General features: G+C 34.1%; 16 protein-coding genes and 4 tRNA genes. 7 read left to right on the plus strand and 13 right to left on the minus strand.

The genetic code is table 11. The features are described from left to right. Positions 1 to 83: 83 nt before the first annotated feature. Positions 84 to 806, minus strand: a complete 723-nt coding sequence (locus NWE55_RS05890) for a 3'-5' exonuclease (protein WP_230381513.1) — start codon at positions 804 to 806, stop codon at positions 84 to 86. Between the two features lie 4 nt (positions 807 to 810). Then, on the minus strand, positions 811 to 1,962 hold the full coding sequence (locus NWE55_RS05895) for a serine hydrolase domain-containing protein (protein WP_155092078.1): 1,152 nt from the start codon (positions 1,960 to 1,962) through the stop codon (positions 811 to 813). A 279-nt stretch (positions 1,963 to 2,241) separates the two neighbouring features. Between NWE55_RS05895 and NWE55_RS05900 the strand changes: the two genes are divergently transcribed. Then, the gene (locus tag NWE55_RS05900; protein WP_155092077.1) at positions 2,242 to 2,883 is read left to right on the plus strand and encodes an O-methyltransferase; all 642 of its coding nucleotides are present in this window, start codon (positions 2,242 to 2,244) and stop codon (positions 2,881 to 2,883) included. A 41-nt stretch (positions 2,884 to 2,924) separates the two neighbouring features. Here NWE55_RS05900 and NWE55_RS05905 read toward each other — a convergent pair whose 3' ends face one another. From NWE55_RS05905 to NWE55_RS05915, 3 genes are all read right to left on the minus strand, one after another. Next, positions 2,925 to 3,494, minus strand: coding sequence for a phosphatase PAP2 family protein (locus NWE55_RS05905; protein ID WP_155092076.1), 570 nt, complete (start codon positions 3,492 to 3,494; stop codon positions 2,925 to 2,927). After that, complete coding sequence (locus NWE55_RS05910) at positions 3,494 to 3,832, minus strand: Sec-independent protein translocase subunit TatA/TatB (RefSeq protein ID WP_155092075.1); 339 nt, start codon at positions 3,830 to 3,832, stop codon at positions 3,494 to 3,496. The genes NWE55_RS05905 and NWE55_RS05910 overlap by 1 nt, the downstream gene beginning before the upstream one ends. A gap of 97 nt (positions 3,833 to 3,929) precedes the next feature. Continuing rightward, on the minus strand, positions 3,930 to 4,673 hold the full coding sequence (locus tag NWE55_RS05915) for a hypothetical protein (RefSeq protein WP_155092074.1): 744 nt from the start codon (positions 4,671 to 4,673) through the stop codon (positions 3,930 to 3,932). A gap of 192 nt (positions 4,674 to 4,865) precedes the next feature. On the opposite strand from NWE55_RS05915, the gene pepE reads away from it, so the two are divergent. Then, positions 4,866 to 5,573 carry a dipeptidase PepE gene (pepE, locus tag NWE55_RS05920; protein ID WP_155092073.1) on the plus strand — a complete coding sequence of 236 codons (708 nt, stop codon included), beginning with the start codon at positions 4,866 to 4,868 and terminating at the stop codon, positions 5,571 to 5,573. 366 nt (positions 5,574 to 5,939) lie between these two features. Here pepE and NWE55_RS05925 read toward each other — a convergent pair. From NWE55_RS05925 to NWE55_RS05955, 7 genes are all read right to left on the minus strand, one after another. Then, positions 5,940 to 6,016: transfer RNA gene (locus tag NWE55_RS05925), tRNA-Asp, on the minus strand. Between the two features lie 71 nt (positions 6,017 to 6,087). Then, positions 6,088 to 6,161, minus strand: a tRNA-Asp gene (locus NWE55_RS05930). A 207-nt stretch (positions 6,162 to 6,368) separates the two neighbouring features. Next, positions 6,369 to 6,445: transfer RNA gene (locus tag NWE55_RS05935), tRNA-Asp, on the minus strand. A gap of 141 nt (positions 6,446 to 6,586) precedes the next feature. Beyond that, positions 6,587 to 6,660, minus strand: a tRNA-Asp gene (locus tag NWE55_RS05940). Between the two features lie 1,066 nt (positions 6,661 to 7,726). Beyond that, a complete protein-coding gene (gene trxA, locus NWE55_RS05945) occupies positions 7,727 to 8,044 on the minus strand; it encodes a thioredoxin (RefSeq protein ID WP_155092072.1) in 318 nt (105 codons plus the stop codon). Positions 8,045 to 8,140: 96 nt separating this feature from the next. Continuing rightward, positions 8,141 to 12,670: a DNA polymerase III subunit alpha gene (dnaE, locus tag NWE55_RS05950; RefSeq protein ID WP_155092071.1), complete on the minus strand. Its 4,530-nt coding sequence runs from the start codon at positions 12,668 to 12,670 to the stop codon at positions 8,141 to 8,143. A gap of 113 nt (positions 12,671 to 12,783) precedes the next feature. After that, complete coding sequence (locus NWE55_RS05955; protein WP_155092070.1) at positions 12,784 to 13,437, minus strand: hypothetical protein; 654 nt, start codon at positions 13,435 to 13,437, stop codon at positions 12,784 to 12,786. A gap of 258 nt (positions 13,438 to 13,695) precedes the next feature. On the opposite strand from NWE55_RS05955, the gene NWE55_RS05960 reads away from it, so the two are divergent. The 4 genes from NWE55_RS05960 (at position 13,696) to NWE55_RS05975 (ending at position 16,592) form a co-directional block, all read left to right on the plus strand. Beyond that, positions 13,696 to 14,220, plus strand: a complete 525-nt coding sequence (locus NWE55_RS05960; protein ID WP_155092069.1) for a 30S ribosomal protein S16 — start codon at positions 13,696 to 13,698, stop codon at positions 14,218 to 14,220. Positions 14,221 to 14,232: 12 nt separating this feature from the next. Next, the gene (gene rimM / locus NWE55_RS05965; RefSeq protein ID WP_006257597.1) at positions 14,233 to 14,763 is read left to right on the plus strand and encodes a ribosome maturation factor RimM; all 531 of its coding nucleotides are present in this window, start codon (positions 14,233 to 14,235) and stop codon (positions 14,761 to 14,763) included. Between the two features lie 102 nt (positions 14,764 to 14,865). Further along, a complete protein-coding gene (locus tag NWE55_RS05970) occupies positions 14,866 to 16,005 on the plus strand; it encodes a PDDEXK-like family protein (protein ID WP_155092068.1) in 1,140 nt (379 codons plus the stop codon). A gap of 53 nt (positions 16,006 to 16,058) precedes the next feature. Beyond that, positions 16,059 to 16,592, plus strand: coding sequence for a P-loop NTPase family protein (locus NWE55_RS05975; protein WP_166520738.1), 534 nt, complete (start codon positions 16,059 to 16,061; stop codon positions 16,590 to 16,592). A 285-nt stretch (positions 16,593 to 16,877) separates the two neighbouring features. On the opposite strand, the gene NWE55_RS05980 is transcribed toward NWE55_RS05975, so the two are convergent. Continuing rightward, positions 16,878 to 18,836, minus strand: coding sequence for a hypothetical protein (locus NWE55_RS05980; protein ID WP_160339603.1), 1,959 nt, complete (start codon positions 18,834 to 18,836; stop codon positions 16,878 to 16,880). A gap of 212 nt (positions 18,837 to 19,048) precedes the next feature. Between NWE55_RS05980 and NWE55_RS05985 the strand changes: the two genes are divergently transcribed. Beyond that, a complete protein-coding gene (locus NWE55_RS05985) occupies positions 19,049 to 19,756 on the plus strand; it encodes a tRNA1(Val) (adenine(37)-N6)-methyltransferase (RefSeq protein WP_155090841.1) in 708 nt (235 codons plus the stop codon). Positions 19,757 to 20,017: the final 261 nt, after the last annotated feature.

The following is a 20,017-nucleotide window of genomic DNA, read 5'->3' on the forward strand; positions in this document are numbered from 1 at the left end:
ATTTTTCTCAATCGTTCTCACAAAAATAGAAAAAATATTTTTAACATTTTTAAAAAATCAAATATTATTAACTTTTAATTAACTCATACAGATAATATTTCATTTGATTCTAATAAATCCTCTCTCCTAAAGCGCAACAATACTTGTGCCACAGCTAATACATCTTTCTCACAATAGGTAATTATCTTATCAATATTCTTTTCTTTATAATACACCTCTGCAACCTCAGATCCACTTATGTCGTCCTTTGGCGATGAAATACCTAAGATTTTGGTGAGTAACTGCAGTGAAGTATAATGTTTAAAATCACCGAACTTCCACAACTCCATTGTATCTAAATGTGGAACTTCCCATGGTTTCTTTCCAAACAAATTCAACTTTATGGGGATTTTTACCCCATTAATCAACATACGCCTGGCGATATATGGAAAATCAAATTCCTTGGCATTGTGCCCACATAAGATATTAAAAGGGCGACTAAAGTGTTGGTTAACCAATTCACTAAACTTAACCAACAATTCCTTTTCTTCTCCCCAAAAAGAAGTTGTTCGAAATTGACGCACGCCATGCTTAAAATGAAAATACCCCACAGAGATACACACTATCTTTCCAAATTCGGCCCAGATACCCGCCCGCTCATAAAAATCTTCGACCGAGATTTCCTCCTTTCGTTGGTAACTCGTTTTGGCTTCAAACAGAACCTGTAATTCTGCATCTAAAGCATCATAGCTCTCTTCCACAGGAACAGTTTCAATATCTAAAAAAAGAATATGCTCTAATTGAATATTTTCTAAAGGTAGCATCATGACATTATTTTCTTTGATCTAACATTTTATAAGCTTCATCTATGTATAGATACAAATCGTTACTATGGGGATCTTCTTCTGTTTGCACCCCTTTCTTATGTCCTAAACGAACAATTATAACATTATCTTTAGGAGAAACTATAACGAATTGACCTAAATGTCCTCTCATATAAAAGAACTCCTGATCTCGATATTTGACTAACCACCAACCGTATCCATATTCAGGCCCATTTGCATACTGCTGCTTTATCGATTTTGCCACGTAAACACTATCTAATATTTGCTGCCCATTCCATTTCCCAAAATCCTTATATAATTTCCCAAAGCGAGCAAAATCCCTTGCATTACTGGTAAAACAACAAAATGACTTCTCTACTCCTGTTCCTTCATGATCCAACTGCCACAAAGCGGGATTCTCTGCCCCCATAGGTTTCCAAAAATGCTTAGATACATAATCACTTAAATACATACCTGTAGCCTTTTCTAAAACCATTGTCAACATCTCCGTATCTCCACTTTTATAGATAAATTCTTTACCTGGCTCATCATCGATAGAAATCTTTTGCATAACTTTTCTCAAGTCCTTAACAAAATACACCTCTGTCATAACAGAAAAAGGACTATAATAACCCTCATCCCACTTTAGTCCAGAAGACATTTTAGATAAATCTGCCACAGTTAAGTCATCCTTATACTTACCTGTCAACTCGGGAATATAATTGATCACCTTGTCATTTTCCTCTTTGATTTCCCCTAATTGCAGAGCCTTACCAAAAGCAGCAGACACAATACTTTTAGCCATAGAAAACGAATTTGAGTACGCCCCTTTATCATAACCATCATAATAGCTTTCATACCACAAACTGTCATTTTTGATAATGAGATACGCTATCGATTGTAGTTCGACGTGAGCCTTTTCCAACTCCTCAGTTGCTTTGATTTGATTGTAATCAACAGCTACAGGCCAAGGCTGTATATTATTGCTATCATTAGCAATAGTTCGGGTTGGGAAATACTTATAATCATCTAAAAAAGCAGTTGTATATCCATTAAAATAAATTGTACGGACTGCTGTGAACAAGTAATCTACTTTGAATAAATAGGCCAAAGCAACGAGTACTAAAATACTTCCCAAGAACCATTTTAATATTTTCATAAGTCTATGTATAGGTTAATTACCTAAAAATAAGAATTTTATTGTACACCAACGACGCGAACCAAAATAATAACATAAAAGAATAAGCCGACACAAAACTCTGTGAATTATCATCACGTAGATTTTCTTTATTCTACAATCAACTAATGTGAAGTACTAAACTCACCCATACTAATTACAAGTCTAATAAGTATAAATAAGACATTAAAATCAAAGCATATTTGGCAAACGGAATTTCTAAGATTATCTTTGCGCTTTTATTATCAAATAATTTAGTATATGCATTTTATTTCTCATCAGTTAGAAGATTACGCAGCCCAACATACAGAAAACGAACCTGAATTACTGGCGAAACTTGACAAAGAAACACACCAAAAAGTATTACAACCAAGAATGCTAAGCGGTCATTTTCAAGGGCGTTTCTTAAGTATGATTTCTAAATTAGTAAACCCTACGAATATATTAGAGATTGGAACATTTACAGGATATGCTACCCTATCCTTAGCAGAGGGATTAAAAGAAAATGGGACAATCGACACCATAGATGTCAATGAGGAGTTATATGATTTTCAGAGAAAGTACTTTGATATGTCTCCATATGGCGACCAAATCAAACAACATATTGGTAGCGCTTTAGACATCATACCAACAATTGATAAGAAATTTGACCTCGTCTTCATTGACGCAGATAAAAAGAATTATACTAAGTACTTCCATTTAATCATAGACAAAATGAACCAAGGCGGCATTATCCTTTCTGATAACGTATTGTGGTCAGGCAAAGTTCTTGAAGAAATAAAGTCTAACGATAAACAGACTATCGAAATAGACAAATACAATAAACTCTTAAAAGAAGATCCAAGAGTTGAAACAATCTTATTACCCATCCGCGACGGACTAACGGTATCAAGAGTAAAATAAACAATAAGGGCTACTAAATTTAGTAGCCCTTATTGTTTATTTTATATTAGTTTATCCGAATACTTATTCTCTACCCATACATATAAGCTATAAAATGCAGTTCCAAAAAATACCCCTACACACATTCCTACCAAAATATCTCCTGGAAAATGTAAAGACAGATATATTCGACTATAGGCAAAAATCAACGGAAAGATAAATACCAAATAAGCATGTTTATAATATCTTCTCAAGATCAAGAACAAGAACACCATATTAGCTGTGGAATTAGATGCATGCCCTGAAAAGAAACTTAGCGTAGAGCTACACTTTACAACACGTAACATCGCAACTATATCTTCCGTATTACAAGGTCTTGGACGAGCAACTACCCTTTTTACCAAATTAGTCATTTGATCTGTAAACGCAATTAATACAGCTAAAAAAAGCAATATCAAGACTAATTTCTTTACCGAAACTTTCTTATATGTCAAATAAAGAAGTAGTAAAAAAAACGGCAGCCAATTAAGCTGTTTTGTAATAAAAAGCCAAAAAGAATCAAATGTTTCAGAACCAAAATTGTTCAAAAAAATCATTAATTCCTTATCCCATTGTACTAAATTTTCTAACATTAAAGCTGTCTTTTTATTGGTCCTGTTAAATTCTCGATATCTTCTTTTTGCTTCTCTATTTCTTGCTGTACGTCTTGTAATGGATTCTCTATTGTCTCCTCCAATTTTTGTTGCACATCTTTTAATGGATTCATATCCATTACTTCTTCTATCTCCTTCTTAATTCCGCTATCTTCTGCACTTCTATTAATCTCGTGTTTTATATCATTCGTTGCATTCTTTACTTGTGTCATAAATTTTGCAAACGTCCTTGCCATTTCAGGAACTTTATCAGATCCAAATAGCATTAATATAACAAGAATAATAAAGAAAAATTCACCTCCACCAATACCAAACATATTGTTACAGTTTATTAATTAAACAAGGTTACAAATCTACAAACTTAATTGCTTGCATTGTATACAAAAATACAAACCATTTGTTAAATCACTTTACTCACTGCAATTTATCTTCATCTTTTTTTCCTATTAACTCCAAAAAGTCTAAGGCAAGCTCGCCTAATCTGGCTTGTACCTTCTCTTTTTCGAATCCTCCTCCTGTTAACAAACTCTCAACTTGATCATCATTTGCAGCGTACAAAGCAAAACCTTCAACATAGTCCTTAGGAATACTATAATCTCTCATCAAAGCTTCCTCTGAAAAATAATTAATCAATCTATTCTTTCGACTATCCAACTTTTCATACTCATACGCTTTCTTCAGCATCTTTGTTCGACCTGAAATCCAGTTAACTATAGCAGAAACAGGTATCAACCCACCACCACTAGTCGCTGTATACAACTTACTTTGAGCTGGAGTTAAAATCTTTGTTCCCTTAGGAACTAACCCTAAGGATTCTGCTGATATTTTATAAATCACAATCTCATCAAGCTGCGTGTAAAAATCATTCTTATCTAAGGGAATTAGCATAATATCCCGTTCTAAATCAATCTTGTCAACAATATGTTGATAACCCATAAAAATAGGACTTGAGAACATAATAGTGTCATTCTCCTTAGCTGCTAAATTAAAATAGCCTCCTTTTTCACTAAATACTTCTACGCCTGAGTTCAAATTAGAGATATACACACCTTCTAAGTTCTTTGAACGCGAAACTATCTTTCCATTTAAAAATTTTCTTTCTTGTCCAAAGCTGTATAAACAACCTAAACACAATAGAAATGCTAAAAAAAATCTCATTAATCAATAATATCGTTAGTAATTAAAAACACCTGTTTTTTGAATAGAAACAGTTAACTACAAACATCAAATCTAATATAAAAAATGAATTACCTATTATAATCGAGTACTAAATGATTCCTAAAGGCTCCTAAAAACGAATGTAACTTCTTATATAAAAAAACGACTTACCTTTGTAAAAATTATATTCTTATGAAAAAAATTATAATTGCGAGTACTTCTACAATTCACAATAGTCAATACTTAGAATATTTATTGCCTGTTCTAAAGAATCACTTTAACAACGTAAAAACACTTTTGTTCATTCCCTATGCACGACCAAGTGGCATCACACATGATGAATATACACAAAAAGTAGCTACTGCCTTCTCTAAGTTGGATATCACAGTAAAAGGTATTCATGAATATGAAAACCCTACACAAGCCATAGCACAAGCAGAAGGAATATTTACTGGTGGAGGAAATACATTCCTTTTGGTAAAACAACTTTACAATAACAATGTCATTACAGCTATCCAAAAAGCAATCAATAATGGTACACCATACTTGGGTTGCAGTGCAGGCAGCAACATCTGTGGTTTAACAATGGAAACGACCAATGACATGCCTATCACCTATCCTCCTTCTTTCAAAACTTTAGGTTTTGTTCCTTTCAATATCAATCCACATTATTTAGATCCTATCGAAGGCTCTACACATATGGGAGAGACAAGAGAGACCAGAATTAACGAGTTTCATTCACTTAACTCGCAACCTGTAGTTGGGCTTAGAGAAGGTAGCTGGTTAGAAGTACAAGGAGATACTATCACACTTAGAGGAAACTTGACAGCTCGCATTTTTGAACAAGGAAAAGCTGCTGTAGAAGTTGTACCAGACACAGACTTAAGTCATCTAAAATAAATAGAAAAAAATAAACCTTAAAAGGCAAGAGTGTCTTTTAAGGTTTGCTTTTTTATTCTATACCTTATGTCAATAATGACATATTTATCGTTGAACTTCAACTGCCTTTACTATCTCAGCAAAAGGAAGTTTAATATGAAAACGAAGTATTGAGATCTGCTCAATCTAAATTTATTACTAAAAACAAGATATCCTGATTCATATAAAACAAAAAAGCTCTCCCGCACAAGGAAAGCTTCTCATTGGTCTAACTACTAAACCATAGTGCTTGCGCACTTAACAACACAACTAAATTTTAAGGCCTTCATAATTTGGGGAATTATTAGAGCCCAAAAGAATCGTTCTTTCAAACAAATCCTTTTTTACTGGCGGTCTGGACGGGACTCGAACCCGCGACCCCATGCGTGACAGGCATGTATTCTAACCAACTGAACTACCAAACCAGTATATAATAATATATCTATTGATTCTAAGAGTAAAAAAATAAACTAAGTAGAGAAATCAATCCCTCTTGCGGTCTGGACGGGACTCGAACCCGCGACCCCATGCGTGACAGGCATGTATTCTAACCAACTGAACTACCAAACCAGTATTACTCCTAAATATCTATTAAAGATATATTTCTCAATCAAAGAACAAAAAAGCTCTCCCGCACTAGGAAAGCTTTTCATTGGTCTAACTACTAAACCGTAGTGCTTTCGCACTTAACAACACAACTAAATTTTAACCCTTAATAATGAAAAATTATTACAGGGCAAAAAAAGCCTCTCAACCACGTGAGAGGCTCTTTTTTACTGGCGGTCTGGACGGGACTCGAACCCGCGACCCCATGCGTGACAGGCATGTATTCTAACCAACTGAACTACCAAACCAGTATTAACCAAATTCATTACTCGCGACAAAGATAACTCTTTTTTTCAAAAATCAAAGATTTATGTATAAACCTTTATTTTCTCCGCTTTGAGCAGATCGAATAACATCTCTTTTATTCAGAGATGTTAATCTCTCTCTTGCGGTCTGGACGGGACTCGAACCCGCGACCCCATGCGTGACAGGCATGTATTCTAACCAACTGAACTACCAAACCTTCGTCGTTATTGCTGTAATGCGGTGCAAATATACGACCATTTTCAAGACTACCAAATCCTCGTATAAAAAAAATAAAAGTTTTTTAGCGCGACTTACAGAGTAAACTGATTTCCAATTAGATAATAAATAAATAAAATTAAACTTTTTTTATGTACTTTATCTCAACAAGCGCTACTACTCACTTTTAATTCAACTTTTGACGATTCAAATTTTTGTTTTACTATAGAAATACACCTGCTTTTTCACCTTTAAGGAAAAAAACACCTACTAAAAATACTTGCTGAACGACAGCTACTGTAATTTTAGAATCAAAAAACTTTCAATCCATTCAATTCAACTTCCTAAAAAATCGACAACACTACCTTCTTTTATCTTATTGTGTCATATTTCAATTGAAATCTCCCCCAAAAAGATTGTATTAATAAACAGCTATATCCCATAATAAGACTAACTCGAGTTAAGGCAGCAGTATACAACTTCATCATATCTGTTGACAATCTACATATCGATTTATACCAATTTGCTGGCACATAGCTTAAGGTTTTCTTGCACCTTTCTTCGACAAAAGTGCTCTCTAGGCAAGAAAACCCCTACAAAACCCCAAGAAATCCCGGAGAAAGTGCAAGCGAAGCCCTCTTATAATACATACTATTCTGCTTCTAAAAATTTACCCACTTAATCATCATTTCCGATGATTTCCTTATTAGACAAGGTTGAGTTGATCTTTTAAAGCAGATAAATACATATAAATAAACACCCTGAAGACTATAAGCTGTCTTCGTACCTTCTATCGAACTCACTTTAAAATAGATTTTTCCGTAATGGAATACTCTTTTAGTAGAAAATACTGACCAGCCTTACTATACCCTTATTTTATTAAAAACTCAAGATACACAGCTATAATACCTATAGCTGACAAGCCAATACAGACAAACTATATAGTACAAAAACTAATATCTTTATCATGAAAAAAATAATCTCATTAGATTATACAATAAAACAATCCCCTTTCGATTAAAAATCAAAAGGGGATTGTTTATATTTTAGACAAGTAATACTATCTATTACAAGTTGCTCTCGATAAAGTCTTGGTAAGTTTTCTTTGGAGCTACACCAACTTGTTTCGCTACAACTTCACCATTTTTAAATACCAATACTGTAGGAATGTTTCGGATACCGTATTTTGCAGCAAACTCTTGGTTTGTATCTACATCAACTTTACCTACTACAGCTTTTCCGTCGTATTCTACACTTAATTCTTCAACGATTGGGCCTAACATTTTACAAGGACCACACCATACTGCCCAGAAGTCAACAACTACTGGCTTATCTGATTTTAATACTACTTCTTCGAAAGTAGCATCTGTAATTTCTAATGCCATTATTCTACCTTTTATGTTATATCAACAAATCTAATAAATTAATTATATAATACTATTTATAAAGTATTAATTTTAACTATAGAGCAATTACAAAAACTAATTTAATTTAAAATTAACCTGCATTCTCTCCAATTCCTCTAAGAGTTCAGCTGTAATATTGACACGCATATTTCGACTGGATAGCTCTACTCTATTGACAATTCTTATTTCTTCTCTCTTTTCATCTACTACAACTTCTTCCATGGCCATTTCTTCATCTCCAAATTCCATATCTTCATCAAATGTAATGGGCATAATTGGTTTTACTTGATCAACAGGATCTAAGAAAACCTTTTCTAACTCCACTAAGTCAAAGTAAACAGGTTTGTCCCCTTCATTAAAACTAAACACCTCTTTCATATTATTGATTAGCTTCTCGTCAATCTCTTTTACGTTCAATAATATTATCAACTTCTTTGCTGATGTCGGAATAACCTCATAAAGCAATTTCATTTCCAAAAACTGCAATCTCGGCTCTCCTCTTTCACCTGTATCCTTTCTTATCCAACCTTCTTTAACTTGAGCTTTTACATGAACAAAGGTATTCTGTAATAAGAAATGTCTAAACTTTAAAAAGTCTTCATTAAAAAGTCTAAACTCACATCCCTCATCGTATCCTTCAATCGTAAACATCGCCCAATCCTTTCCTTTAGCAGATGTTCGAAATTCAACATTACTAATCATTCCACCAAAGGTTATTGTCCGACCAGCTAATTCTGTAAGATCGCGCATTTCTTCCACTCTGCTAGAGCAAAAATACTTCATCTCAAACTTAAAATCATCAAGTGGATGTCCAGATATATAAATACCTACTACTTCCTTCTCCTTTGCAAGTTTCTCCATTGTTGTCCACTCCTCACATACAGGTAAGACAGGTTCTGGTATTTCTACTTCAGCACTTTCACCAAATAAACTGAATTGTGAAGAATTATCATTCTCTTGAGATTTAGCCCCATAGCGAATTGCCTTCTCTAAGAATGGAATATTATCCATCGCATCCATATAGAAGTATTGCGCGCGATGTGTATTTTCGAAGCAATCAAAACCACCAGCTAAGGCAAGATTTTCAAAAGCTTTCTTATTAGCTGCACGCAAATCAATGCGCTTCGCTAAATCAAATATTGACTTGTAATTCCCTTTTTCGCGATTCTCAACAATGGTATTCACAGCTCCTTGTCCTACTCCTTTTATCGCTCCCATCCCAAAGCGAACTGCATACTCATCATTTACTGTAAACTTGTAATAAGATTCATTCACATCAGGTCCTAATACATGAAGTCCCATACGCTTACACTCTTCCATAAAGAAAGTAACCGATTTAATATCATTCATATTATTAGACAGTACAGCAGCCATGTACTCAGCAGGATAATGAGCCTTTAAATAAGCAGTCTGATAGGCAATCCAAGCATAACAAGTAGAGTGAGATTTGTTAAACGCGTACGAAGCAAATGCCTCCCAGTCTTTCCAAATCTTTTCTAATATTGTTGCATCATGCCCTTTCGCTGAAGCTTGTTCCACAAACTTCGGTTTCATCTTATCCAAGACATCCTTTTGCTTCTTACCCATTGCTTTACGAAGTACGTCCGCCTCACCTTTCGTAAATCCAGCAAGCTTTTGTGACAGAAGCATTACCTGCTCTTGATATACGGTAATACCATAAGTTTCTTTTAGGTATTCTTCACAAGCATCTAAATCGTAGACAATTGGTTCCTCACCATTCTTACGACTAATAAACGAAGGGATATACTCTAATGGTCCTGGTCGATATAAAGCATTCATCGCAATTAAATCGGCAAATACAGTAGGCTTCAGTTCACGCATATACTTTTGCATTCCAGGAGATTCGTACTGGAATACACCTACCGTTTCCCCACGCTGGAATAACTCATAAGTTTTTACATCGTCAATAGGGATTTCGTCAGGATTAATATCTATACCTGTTCTATGTTTTACCAACTTAACGGTGTCCTTGATAAGAGTCAATGTTTTCAACCCTAAAAAGTCCATTTTTAATAACCCTGCACTCTCTGCAACTGAGTTATCAAACTGAGTAACGTATAAATCTGAATCTTTAGCTAAAGTAACAGGAACAAACTTTGTAATATCATCTGGTGTAATAATTACACCACAAGCGTGGATTCCTGTATTTCGCATAGAACCCTCTAATATTTTAGCTTGTTGTATAGTTTCTGCAGCTAATGAGTCTTCTTGTGCTAATGTTATGAGCTCTTTTACTTTATCAAATTCTTCTGATCGAAGTACTCCCTTTATTGCACTCTCATCCTCTGTTAAAAATCGATTTAGGTTCCACTTAGAAGGCATCATACCGGGAATCAACTTCGCAATTCTATCTGCCTCAAACAATGGCAGGTCTAATACACGTGCTGTATCTCTAATTGCAGACTTAGTCGCCATCTTACCATAAGTGATAATCTGCGCCACTTGATTAGCTCCATACTTATTGATTACATATTCCATTACTCGACCACGACCTTCATCGTCAAAATCAATATCGATATCGGGCATGGATACACGATCTGGGTTAAGGAAACGCTCAAAAAGCAAATCATACTCGATAGGATCAAGATTCGTAATTCCCAAACAATAAGCTACAGCAGAACCTGCAGCAGAACCACGACCTGGCCCAACCGAAACTCCCATATCTCTTGCCGCAGCAATAAAGTCTTGTACAATTAAGAAGTAACCAGGATAGCCCGTTCTTTCAATAGTAGCTAACTCAAAGTCTAAACGCTCGCGAATTTCATCTGTAATTTCTTTATATCTTCGTTTTGCACCTTCATAAGTAAGATAACGCAAATAGTTGTTTTCACCTCTTTTCCCACTCCCATCACCCTCCAAGTCTCTTTCATCTTGAAATTCTTCCGGAATATCAAATTTTGGAAGAAGTACATCTCTATGTAAAACAAATGGCTCAACTTTATCTACAACTTCTTGAATATTATAAATAGCATCCGGAACATCTTTAAATAGTTCCTTCATCTCGTCACTTGACTTGAAATAGTATTCTTGATTTGGCAACCCATAGCGATAGCCTCTTCCTCTACCTATAGGTGTAGATTGTTTCTCACCATCTTTAACACACAATAAAATATCGTGGGCATTCGCATCCTTCTTATCTAAGTAATAAGAATTATTCGTTGCTATTAATTTGATATCGTGTTTTCTTGAAAAGTCAATAAGCACTTGATTAACTCTATTTTCATCTTCTTGCCCATGGCGCATTAACTCAATATAGAGGTCTTCACCAAATTCTTCCTTCCACCAAAGTAAAGCCTCTTCAGCCTGCTTTTCACCAATATTTAGAATCTTACCTGGCACTTCTCCATAGAGGTTACCTGTTAGGACAATCACATCTTCCTTATATTTCCTAACAACCTCTTTATCTATACGCGGCACATAATAGAAACCATCTGTATAGGCAATAGAAGCCATCTTAGCCAAATTGTGATATCCTCTTTTATTCTTTGCTAACAGTACTACTTGAAAACCATTGTCTTTTTTAGACTTATCCGTATGATCTTCACAAATAAAAAACTCACATCCTACAATCGGAGTTAAAAGAGGTACTAATGTTTCTCCTTTCTCCGCACGCTCTTTATTCTGTGCCTCTATTTTCTTATTGTGATTGTTAACCTCCATTACAAAATGAAAGGCTCCCATCATATTTCCGTGATCCGTCATAGCCACCGCAGTCAGTTCCATTTCACCTGCTTTTTTTACAAGAGAGGGAATTGAAATCGTAGATTGCAAGACGGAAAATTGTGTATGTACATGGAGATGAGCAAACTTCGCTACTTTAAACTTCTCCTTTGCTTCATCGCTAATAACCTCAGTAGGTTCACCTTGCAACTTTGACAACCTCTGACGAACTTCATCAGAAGCCTTTTTAAGATTGATGTGCTTTAAACCAGCTGGTTGAAATGGCTCTGGGTTTGCTTGTATATAGCGCTGAATATATGTATCATCACATTGCAGTTCCTCCTTAGAGAATACTCCTTTTTTTAATAACTCAAGAAAACAACGAGTAGTTGCTTCAACATCAGCAGTTGCATTATGTGCTTCTCCAAATGGAACACCAAACAAATAAGTATGTAGCTCAGTTAAAGTAGGCAATTTATAACGACCCCCTCTACCTCCGGGTATCTTAAGTAACTCAGCTGTAACTTCGGTACAAGTATCAAGCACAGGCAACTCACTCATAATAGATGTCACCCCCATACGATAGAACTCACACCCCATTATATTAAGGTCAAAGGCTAAGTTCTGTCCTACAATAAATTTTGTTTTTGATAATGCAATATTAAATTTAGCTAACACTTCGGCAAGAGAAATACCCTGCTCCTCTGCTAATTCGGTAGAAATACCATGGATGCGCTCTGAATCGTAAGGAATATTAAATCCTTCAGGTCTAACAAGGTAATCCTGATGTTCAATTAAATTTCCCATTTCATCGTGTAATTGCCAAGCAATCTGTACACAACGTGGCCAGTTGTCTGTATCTGTAATAGGGGCAGACCAACTCTTTGGGAGTCCTGTTGTTTCAGTATCAAAAATTAAATACATAGCTGATTATAAGAAGTTTACCTTATTTTACTTAGATTTCTCAAGAAAAACAAAGGTATAAAAAAAGACTGCGTTTCGGAAAAACACAGTCTCAAAAGAATTGTAATCATTACCTATCGAGGTAATTCTAAAGGTATTCTAAAGAATACTCCTTCTTGAAATATTTTAGTATTTTGCAGAGCAGCATGCTCCTCTTTCTGTTTTTCTGTGAAGTTCTTTTGTTGTGTTTCGTCAAGATCTTCTTTGATAAGATTAGCGAAGAAAGTTCCACTAATTGTCCCTGGTATTTGATCAGCTTCAGGAGCAAAATACACTTCCCCCATCTCTACTTCATTCTTATTCTTATCAATACCTCTTGTAACATATAAAGCGAACGTTTCATCTAATGAACTTTTACTTTTAACTCGATAATAAGCATATGCATCATCTTTCGTACTTTCTCTATTGTCAAATTGAATATTAGCTTGTTTACCGCCATTTTCAACTTTGCGATATTCCTCAAGTTTGATTGTTTTACCAAACAAACTTGGACTATAAGGTACTTTCATTACATAAGAGGTACTATCAGTTTCGCCCATAATATACAGTACATTCTCATTAGCTATATAAGCAGTCATGCGCTCTGGCTTCCACTTCTCATATTTTACTGCCTCTTTATACTCCTCATTATTTGTATAAGCTTGTAACCCAGGATCACTGTTCTTAGTGTCATTTTCACAAGCAATACAAGCAGCAATAACCAATAGTAGACCTAATATCTTTTTCATAGTAAATAATTATCTTCTATAATAACTTCAAATACAAAAATATAGTATTTAATAGCAGAAAAAAACTTTCTCAAAGATAAAAGTTGCTAAAAAAGTGCGAATCTATCCTTTATCTAAGGTTAATAAGACATCTCGTTATCAATCAATAGCTTATAATAAATATTTTTTTCAATAAAATAAATGTATTAAAGTCAAAAAAGCATATCTTTGCACTCAATTTTTAACCGAGGTCGGGTACCTCAAACAAATAAATTAATTATGTCTGTAAAAATTAGATTACAAAGACACGGTAAAAAAGGAAAACCTTTTTACTGGGTAGTAGCTGCTGATGCACGCTCAAAAAGAGATGGTAAATACTTAGAAAAAATCGGTACTTACAATCCAACAACTAACCCTGCAACTGTAGAGATTAATGTTGATCTTGCTGTTAAATGGTTATTCAATGGTGCTCAACCAACAGATACTGCTAGAACTTTACTTTCTTACAAAGGAGTAATGTTAAAACACCACTTACAAGGTGGAGTTAACAAAGGAGCTTTAACTCAAGAGCAAGCTGACGCGAAATTCGCTGCTTGGTTAGAAGAAAAAGCTGCTAAAATCAACGCTAAGAAAGATGGTTTATCATCAAACAAAGCTGCTGATAAAGCTGCAAGATTAGCTGCTGAGAAAGAAGTAAGTACTAAACGTGCTGCTGCTGCTCAAGAAGCTAAAGCTGCTGCTGAGGCTGCTCCTGCTGAAGCTGCTGAAGCAACTGAAGAAAGCAACGAAGAAACTCAAGCATAATTCTCAAGCGATATGCGTAAAAAGGATTGTTTCTATTTAGGCAAAATCGCAAAGAAATTTAGCTTTAAAGGGGAGGTGCTTATTTATTTAGACACCGATGAACCTGAGTTATACGAAAACTTGGAATCAGTGTTCGTCGACTTCGACGGACAACTGGTTCCTTTTTTTATGGAACAAGCTTCATTACACAAAAGCGATTTTTTAAGAGTTAAATTCGAGGAGTCTAACTCTGAAGAAGATGCTGACCGATTAGTCGGATCAGAGATATACCTACCACTAACGATGCTTCCTAAACTTGAAGGAAACAAGTTCTACTACCACGAGATCACTGGTTTTGACGTAATAGATACTAACGAAGGTGAAATAGGTCAACTAAAAAGAGTAAACGATAGTAATTATCAACCTCTATTCGAGATAGACTTTAACGGAACCGAAATATTAGTTCCGATGATAGACGAACTTATCCATAAAGTAGATCGTGAGAATAAGAAGTTATATCTTAATGTACCTGTTGGGTTATTAGATATTTACTTAGGTAGATAATACATCACATCATACAGCCTCGAGACACTTGTTTCGAGGTTTTTTGTTTTTTATAATACTTCCAGAATTTCGTAGCTTTACTATCCATTTAAACTAAATACAATGGTACAAATAAAGAATCTACTTAGTCAAATAAGTATTATTGATAGGAAAAATACAGAGACTTTAGCCACTACAGGTGGGCTGTTTAATATGTTTGCCATTTGCGGTGTCAATCACTACGAAAATACGCACTCTGCAATTATAGCAGAACTTTTGAATCCAAAAGGAAGTCATGGACTAAAACACAAACTATTAGATACCTTCATTAAATCATTAGATCCTTACTTTAGTATTCCTAATTTCAATTCTGAGACAGCTAAAGTACATAGAGAATACTCTACACCCCAAGGACGTATTGATATATTTATTGAAGATAACAATAATAATGCAATAATAATAGAGAATAAGATACATGCAGAAGATCAAGATAGACAATTAATCAGGTATGACACTTATGCAAAAGACACTAAACAAAATTACCAAATACTTTACCTTAGTCTCTATGGTGAAGATGCTTCTGAACAAAGTAGTGCAGGAGTAACCTATCTTCCTATCGCTCATGGTAAAGAAATCATAGATTGGTTAGAACAGTGTGTAACTATTGCATCTCGTTTCCCAATAGTAAGAGAGACTATTATTCAATACATAAATCACTTAAAACAACTAACAGGACAAGATATGGATTCCAAAAATAAAGAAGAAATAGTAGCAGTATTATCAAAAATAGAGAATCTTAAAGCTGCGCAAGCTATAGCTCAAAACTATGCCGCAACTTTTGATTATTTGGCTGAAAAATACGTAAACCCATTAATGGAAGAATTTGCTAAAGAAAATGGATTGGAGTATGTTTATGAAGAAAGCAAAGAAGAGTATATACGATTCTATTTTACAAATACAGAATGGAAAGGCAAATTTTGGATTGGTTTTACATTTGAAAGTAAAAAATATTATTATGGAATTGCTAATAACCCAAAAACACATTTAATGTCAATAGAAAACAGAGCTATAATACATAAAAAATTAGAAGAGTCTAATGTAACAAACCGTAAAACTAGTGAATGGTGGCCTTTTTATGCTTATAACGAAAATCTTACTCTAGAAAATTGGCAAACAAACATTATAGAATCTACTACTTTTGTAGAAGACTGTAAGACTAAAATATTAACACTTCTTAGAGCAATAGGGGATATAGAAATATAATGTATACCCCACAGCACTTGTTTCGAGGTTTTTTGTTTTTATATTTGTCGATTATGGTAGCACTACATCACTTGGGTAATCGCATCTGCATCATTGGGCTTAGCTCCTCTGGCAAGTCTACTCTAGCACAAGCCTTAGGCAATAAACTGAATCTAAATATCCTGCATTTAGATCAGATAGCACATATCCCTAATACAGACTGGATACCTCGTGACAAAGCACTTATGACAGCTGATCATCAGACATTCTTAAGCGATCATACAGACTGGGTGATAGAAGGCAACTATAGCTTCTTAATGCCTGAGCGGTTTAAAGAGGCTACGTGCATTATCTGGCTAGACTTCTCTCCTATCGGAGCATTGTATAGATACATAAAACGCAGTATCACGCATAGAGATACTCGCCCTGGCAACTTAGACGGTGCCGAGAGCCAATTCAGTATGAAGATGGTTAAGTATATCTTATTCGAAGCTCCTAAAAAAAGCCCTAAGTATGTAGAACTAATTAATAATAGCACTGCTACCTTCATTCATATCAGAAGTTTTAAAGAACTAATGAAGTGGTATAAAGTGTGGGGATTATCCTAATCCCCTCGCCCTTTGCATTTACTCCAAATTATATCTTTTTCAGAGGCCTTATCATCAATTCAACTAAAGAAAAACATTATATGTTCTCTAAATCTAACTCTAATATTCAGTATTCATCTATTAAACTACAATCAATGTTTAGTCGTTTTAAGTTGATTACTGTCTACAAAAATAAAGAGCTATAATTAACATACCTAACAAACTAATGGATGCGTACATAAAGTCATAACCCATAAAAAAACCTCAAATCAGTTGATTTGAGGTTTTTTATAAAGAAATTCTAACTTAATCAAAATCTATTTGTAGTGACTTAAGTATAGTTTTCTCAGCATCTGCATAATACAATAATACAATATAATCTTTTTCATCTGTCGTAAGTAATGGATGTTTCACATTAGAAGAGTATGCATTTACAATAGCATTACCATTTCCTCCACCTGACCAATGAATATCCTTTATTAAATCACCTTTAGAATCATAAAACTGATATCCATTTACAAAATATATATCAGGAGAGTTATTCTCCATTACTAATTTGAGCTCCACCTGTCCATTGTTATTATTAACTTTACTTGTACTTGATTGTGTTACTCTAAATAATTCTGCAAAAGGTGCCGATTGTACATTTATTTTTTGTTCAAAATTAGTATAATAAGGGTGTCTAATTGTAAGTACTGCTGTACCTTTTTCAGTAGGCCTTGTTATAACACCATTTGAAGTAATTCTAATATTTGGATTATCTGAAGTCCAAATAAAATCACCTTTAGGTCCTAATGGTGCCACAATAGTTTTATTAGAAAACTCATATGTATTAGCTACTTCATCTGTAGGCAAGCCTAATACAGCATACTGTGATACAACTTTGAAAGAAATATCACTTGGAGAATCAACCTTTATCTCACCCACTTTTTTTCGACTACCATTACTAATTTTTGTATATACATCAATTATATCACTCTCATAACTAATATGTTCTATACTAATCTCTGTTTTTTTGTAATTAGCAAACTGAGCAAATGATAATTTTTTCTGTGAAACAAACTCTAAAGATGAAGGATCCGCATCCTTAGGTTCTATATCATAAGTAAATCTTTCTATAGCACTTTTATATAATTGTACAGGATTCTGCTTTAAAGAGAATTTCGATATTTCTCTCATTTTTACATTCACTTGTATTGAAGCAGTTAATTTAGCATCTTCACTTGTTGTTACTGTTACTATAAAGGATGTATCTACTTTAATATTATCTAATTTTGATACAATACCTTTTACAACAGATAAACCAGTTGGTGAACTTTTCCAAACTAATTTATTTACATCGAGATTCTCTGTTATCAACACTTCATTTAAATCATAAGTTTCATCCCCTGTTATATCTATTACTTCTTTTGTAAATTCAAGTTTATTTTTTACAACATTAACCTTTAAATTACCCTCTATCTTCCCATCAGCTGTTTGAGCAATTACAATAAGTGAACCTACTTTTAAAGCAGTCATCTTCATTTTGCTAATACTTACATAAGTATCATTGTACTTCCACTTAATAGTTTCGACATCGATATTCTTTAGTTCAACAAGGTCGTTCAAATCAACAGAAGCATCTACTGCCATATCAATAGATTCTTCTTTAAACGTAATCTTTCTTTCTATGACTTTTACTTTTAAAATAGAAGTATTATTCGTGTTTTTAATTGTAGCATTAATCAATACCTCTCCTTCTTTTAATGCTATAAGCTTTGTTCCTTCTATTCTAACATTTTCAGAATTATCAGCTTTCAACTCTATCTGATCCCATTCAACATTAATCAATGAGACAATTGGCATTAAATCTAACTCTTCTAGAGTCCCTAATACAATCTCATCTTGTGCAAAAACAATCTTTTGTTCAGCTACAACAATCTTCATGGTAGCATTTACCTTAGATTTCTTAGATTGTGCTCTTATAATAGTTTCCCCTGTTTTATGTCCAACAAGGTTAGTACCATCTACAAAGCTTGCTACTTCAGGATTATCAGAAGTAAAATTTATTTCTTCAAAAGAAATATTCTTAACCCGTAAATTTTTTAATATATCATACTCTTCATTAGGTAAAATGGTATGTGTAAGCACATCAAACGTAATTTCTTCCACAACTGGCTTTGGTACTTCACCTCCATCAGTAATATTATTACCTCCATCATCGCTACTAGAGCAAGAGAACATGAATAGAGACAAAATAAACACTAATAAAATTCTTAATTTCATAATTACTTAAATTAATTTTAATACAAAATTAAAAATATTTTACAATAATTTCATAAATATTAACAATAAAACAAACCATAAAATACTAAATACGCAATAACAAATGTGGTACTTCATACGTTTATGATAAGCCTACCATACTTAAAGAGATATACTTTCCTTATTAGGTCACTAAACCTCCTTTTTGTACTTTTGCAAAAAGACTAAGCAAGATGTTTCAATTTAAACAGTTTACGATACAGCAGGATAAATGTGCGATGAAGGTAGGTACGGATGGAGTACTATTAGGAGCATGGACACCGATAGACAATAATCCTTATAAGGTGTTAGACATAGGATCAGGCACAGGACTGTTAGCCTTAATGATGGCACAGCGCACAGGTGCAGAGCAGATAGATGGAGTAGAAATAGATGAAAACGCACATGAGCAAGCTGTAGAGAACTTTGAGAACAGCCCTTGGGGTGATAGACTATTCTGCTATCATGCCGACTTAGAGACCTTCGCTAATGAGATGGAAGAAGAATATGATCTAATTATCTCTAATCCTCCTTTCTATAGTGAAGATTATCACACGAATGATAAGCAGAGAGATACTGCTCGTTTTCAGGATGCGATGCCTTTTGATTTATTAATTGAGGCAGTAGAATATTTCTTGTCTGAGAAAGGGGTGTTTAGTGTAATTATTCCAGCCAAAGAAGAAGAGACACTGATGCGATTAGCAGCCGAGTTTGGTATCTATCCATTCAAGGTAACTCGCGTTCGAGGGAACGAACAAGCTGAAATCAAACGTAGCTTAATAGCTTTTTCACGTCAATTAGTAGAGAAAATCCCCTTAGATGAGCTAACTATCGAAGTAGAGAGACATCAATACACCCCAGCATTTGAGGCACTTGTGAAAGATTTTTATCTAAAATTATAAAAAAAGTTAAAATTATTTTGTTTATTCCGAAATAATTTAATGATATTTGTACCAACGAAAACAAAGAAGAAAAAATGAATACAGTTTATACAATGATGATGACAATGATGATGTGGAGAAATCCGCAGGGCTTGTTATTTGCATAAACTTAAATTCTAAATAACATATATAAAGCCCTTGCGATAGCGAGGGCTTTTTTTTTACACTAAACCAAACAGTATATAATTAGATAAATATAAATACCATGATTTTCAATACTAA

Source organism: Myroides albus, from assembly GCF_024722315.1.
GTDB classification, from domain to species: domain Bacteria; phylum Bacteroidota; class Bacteroidia; order Flavobacteriales; family Flavobacteriaceae; genus Flavobacterium; species Flavobacterium album_A.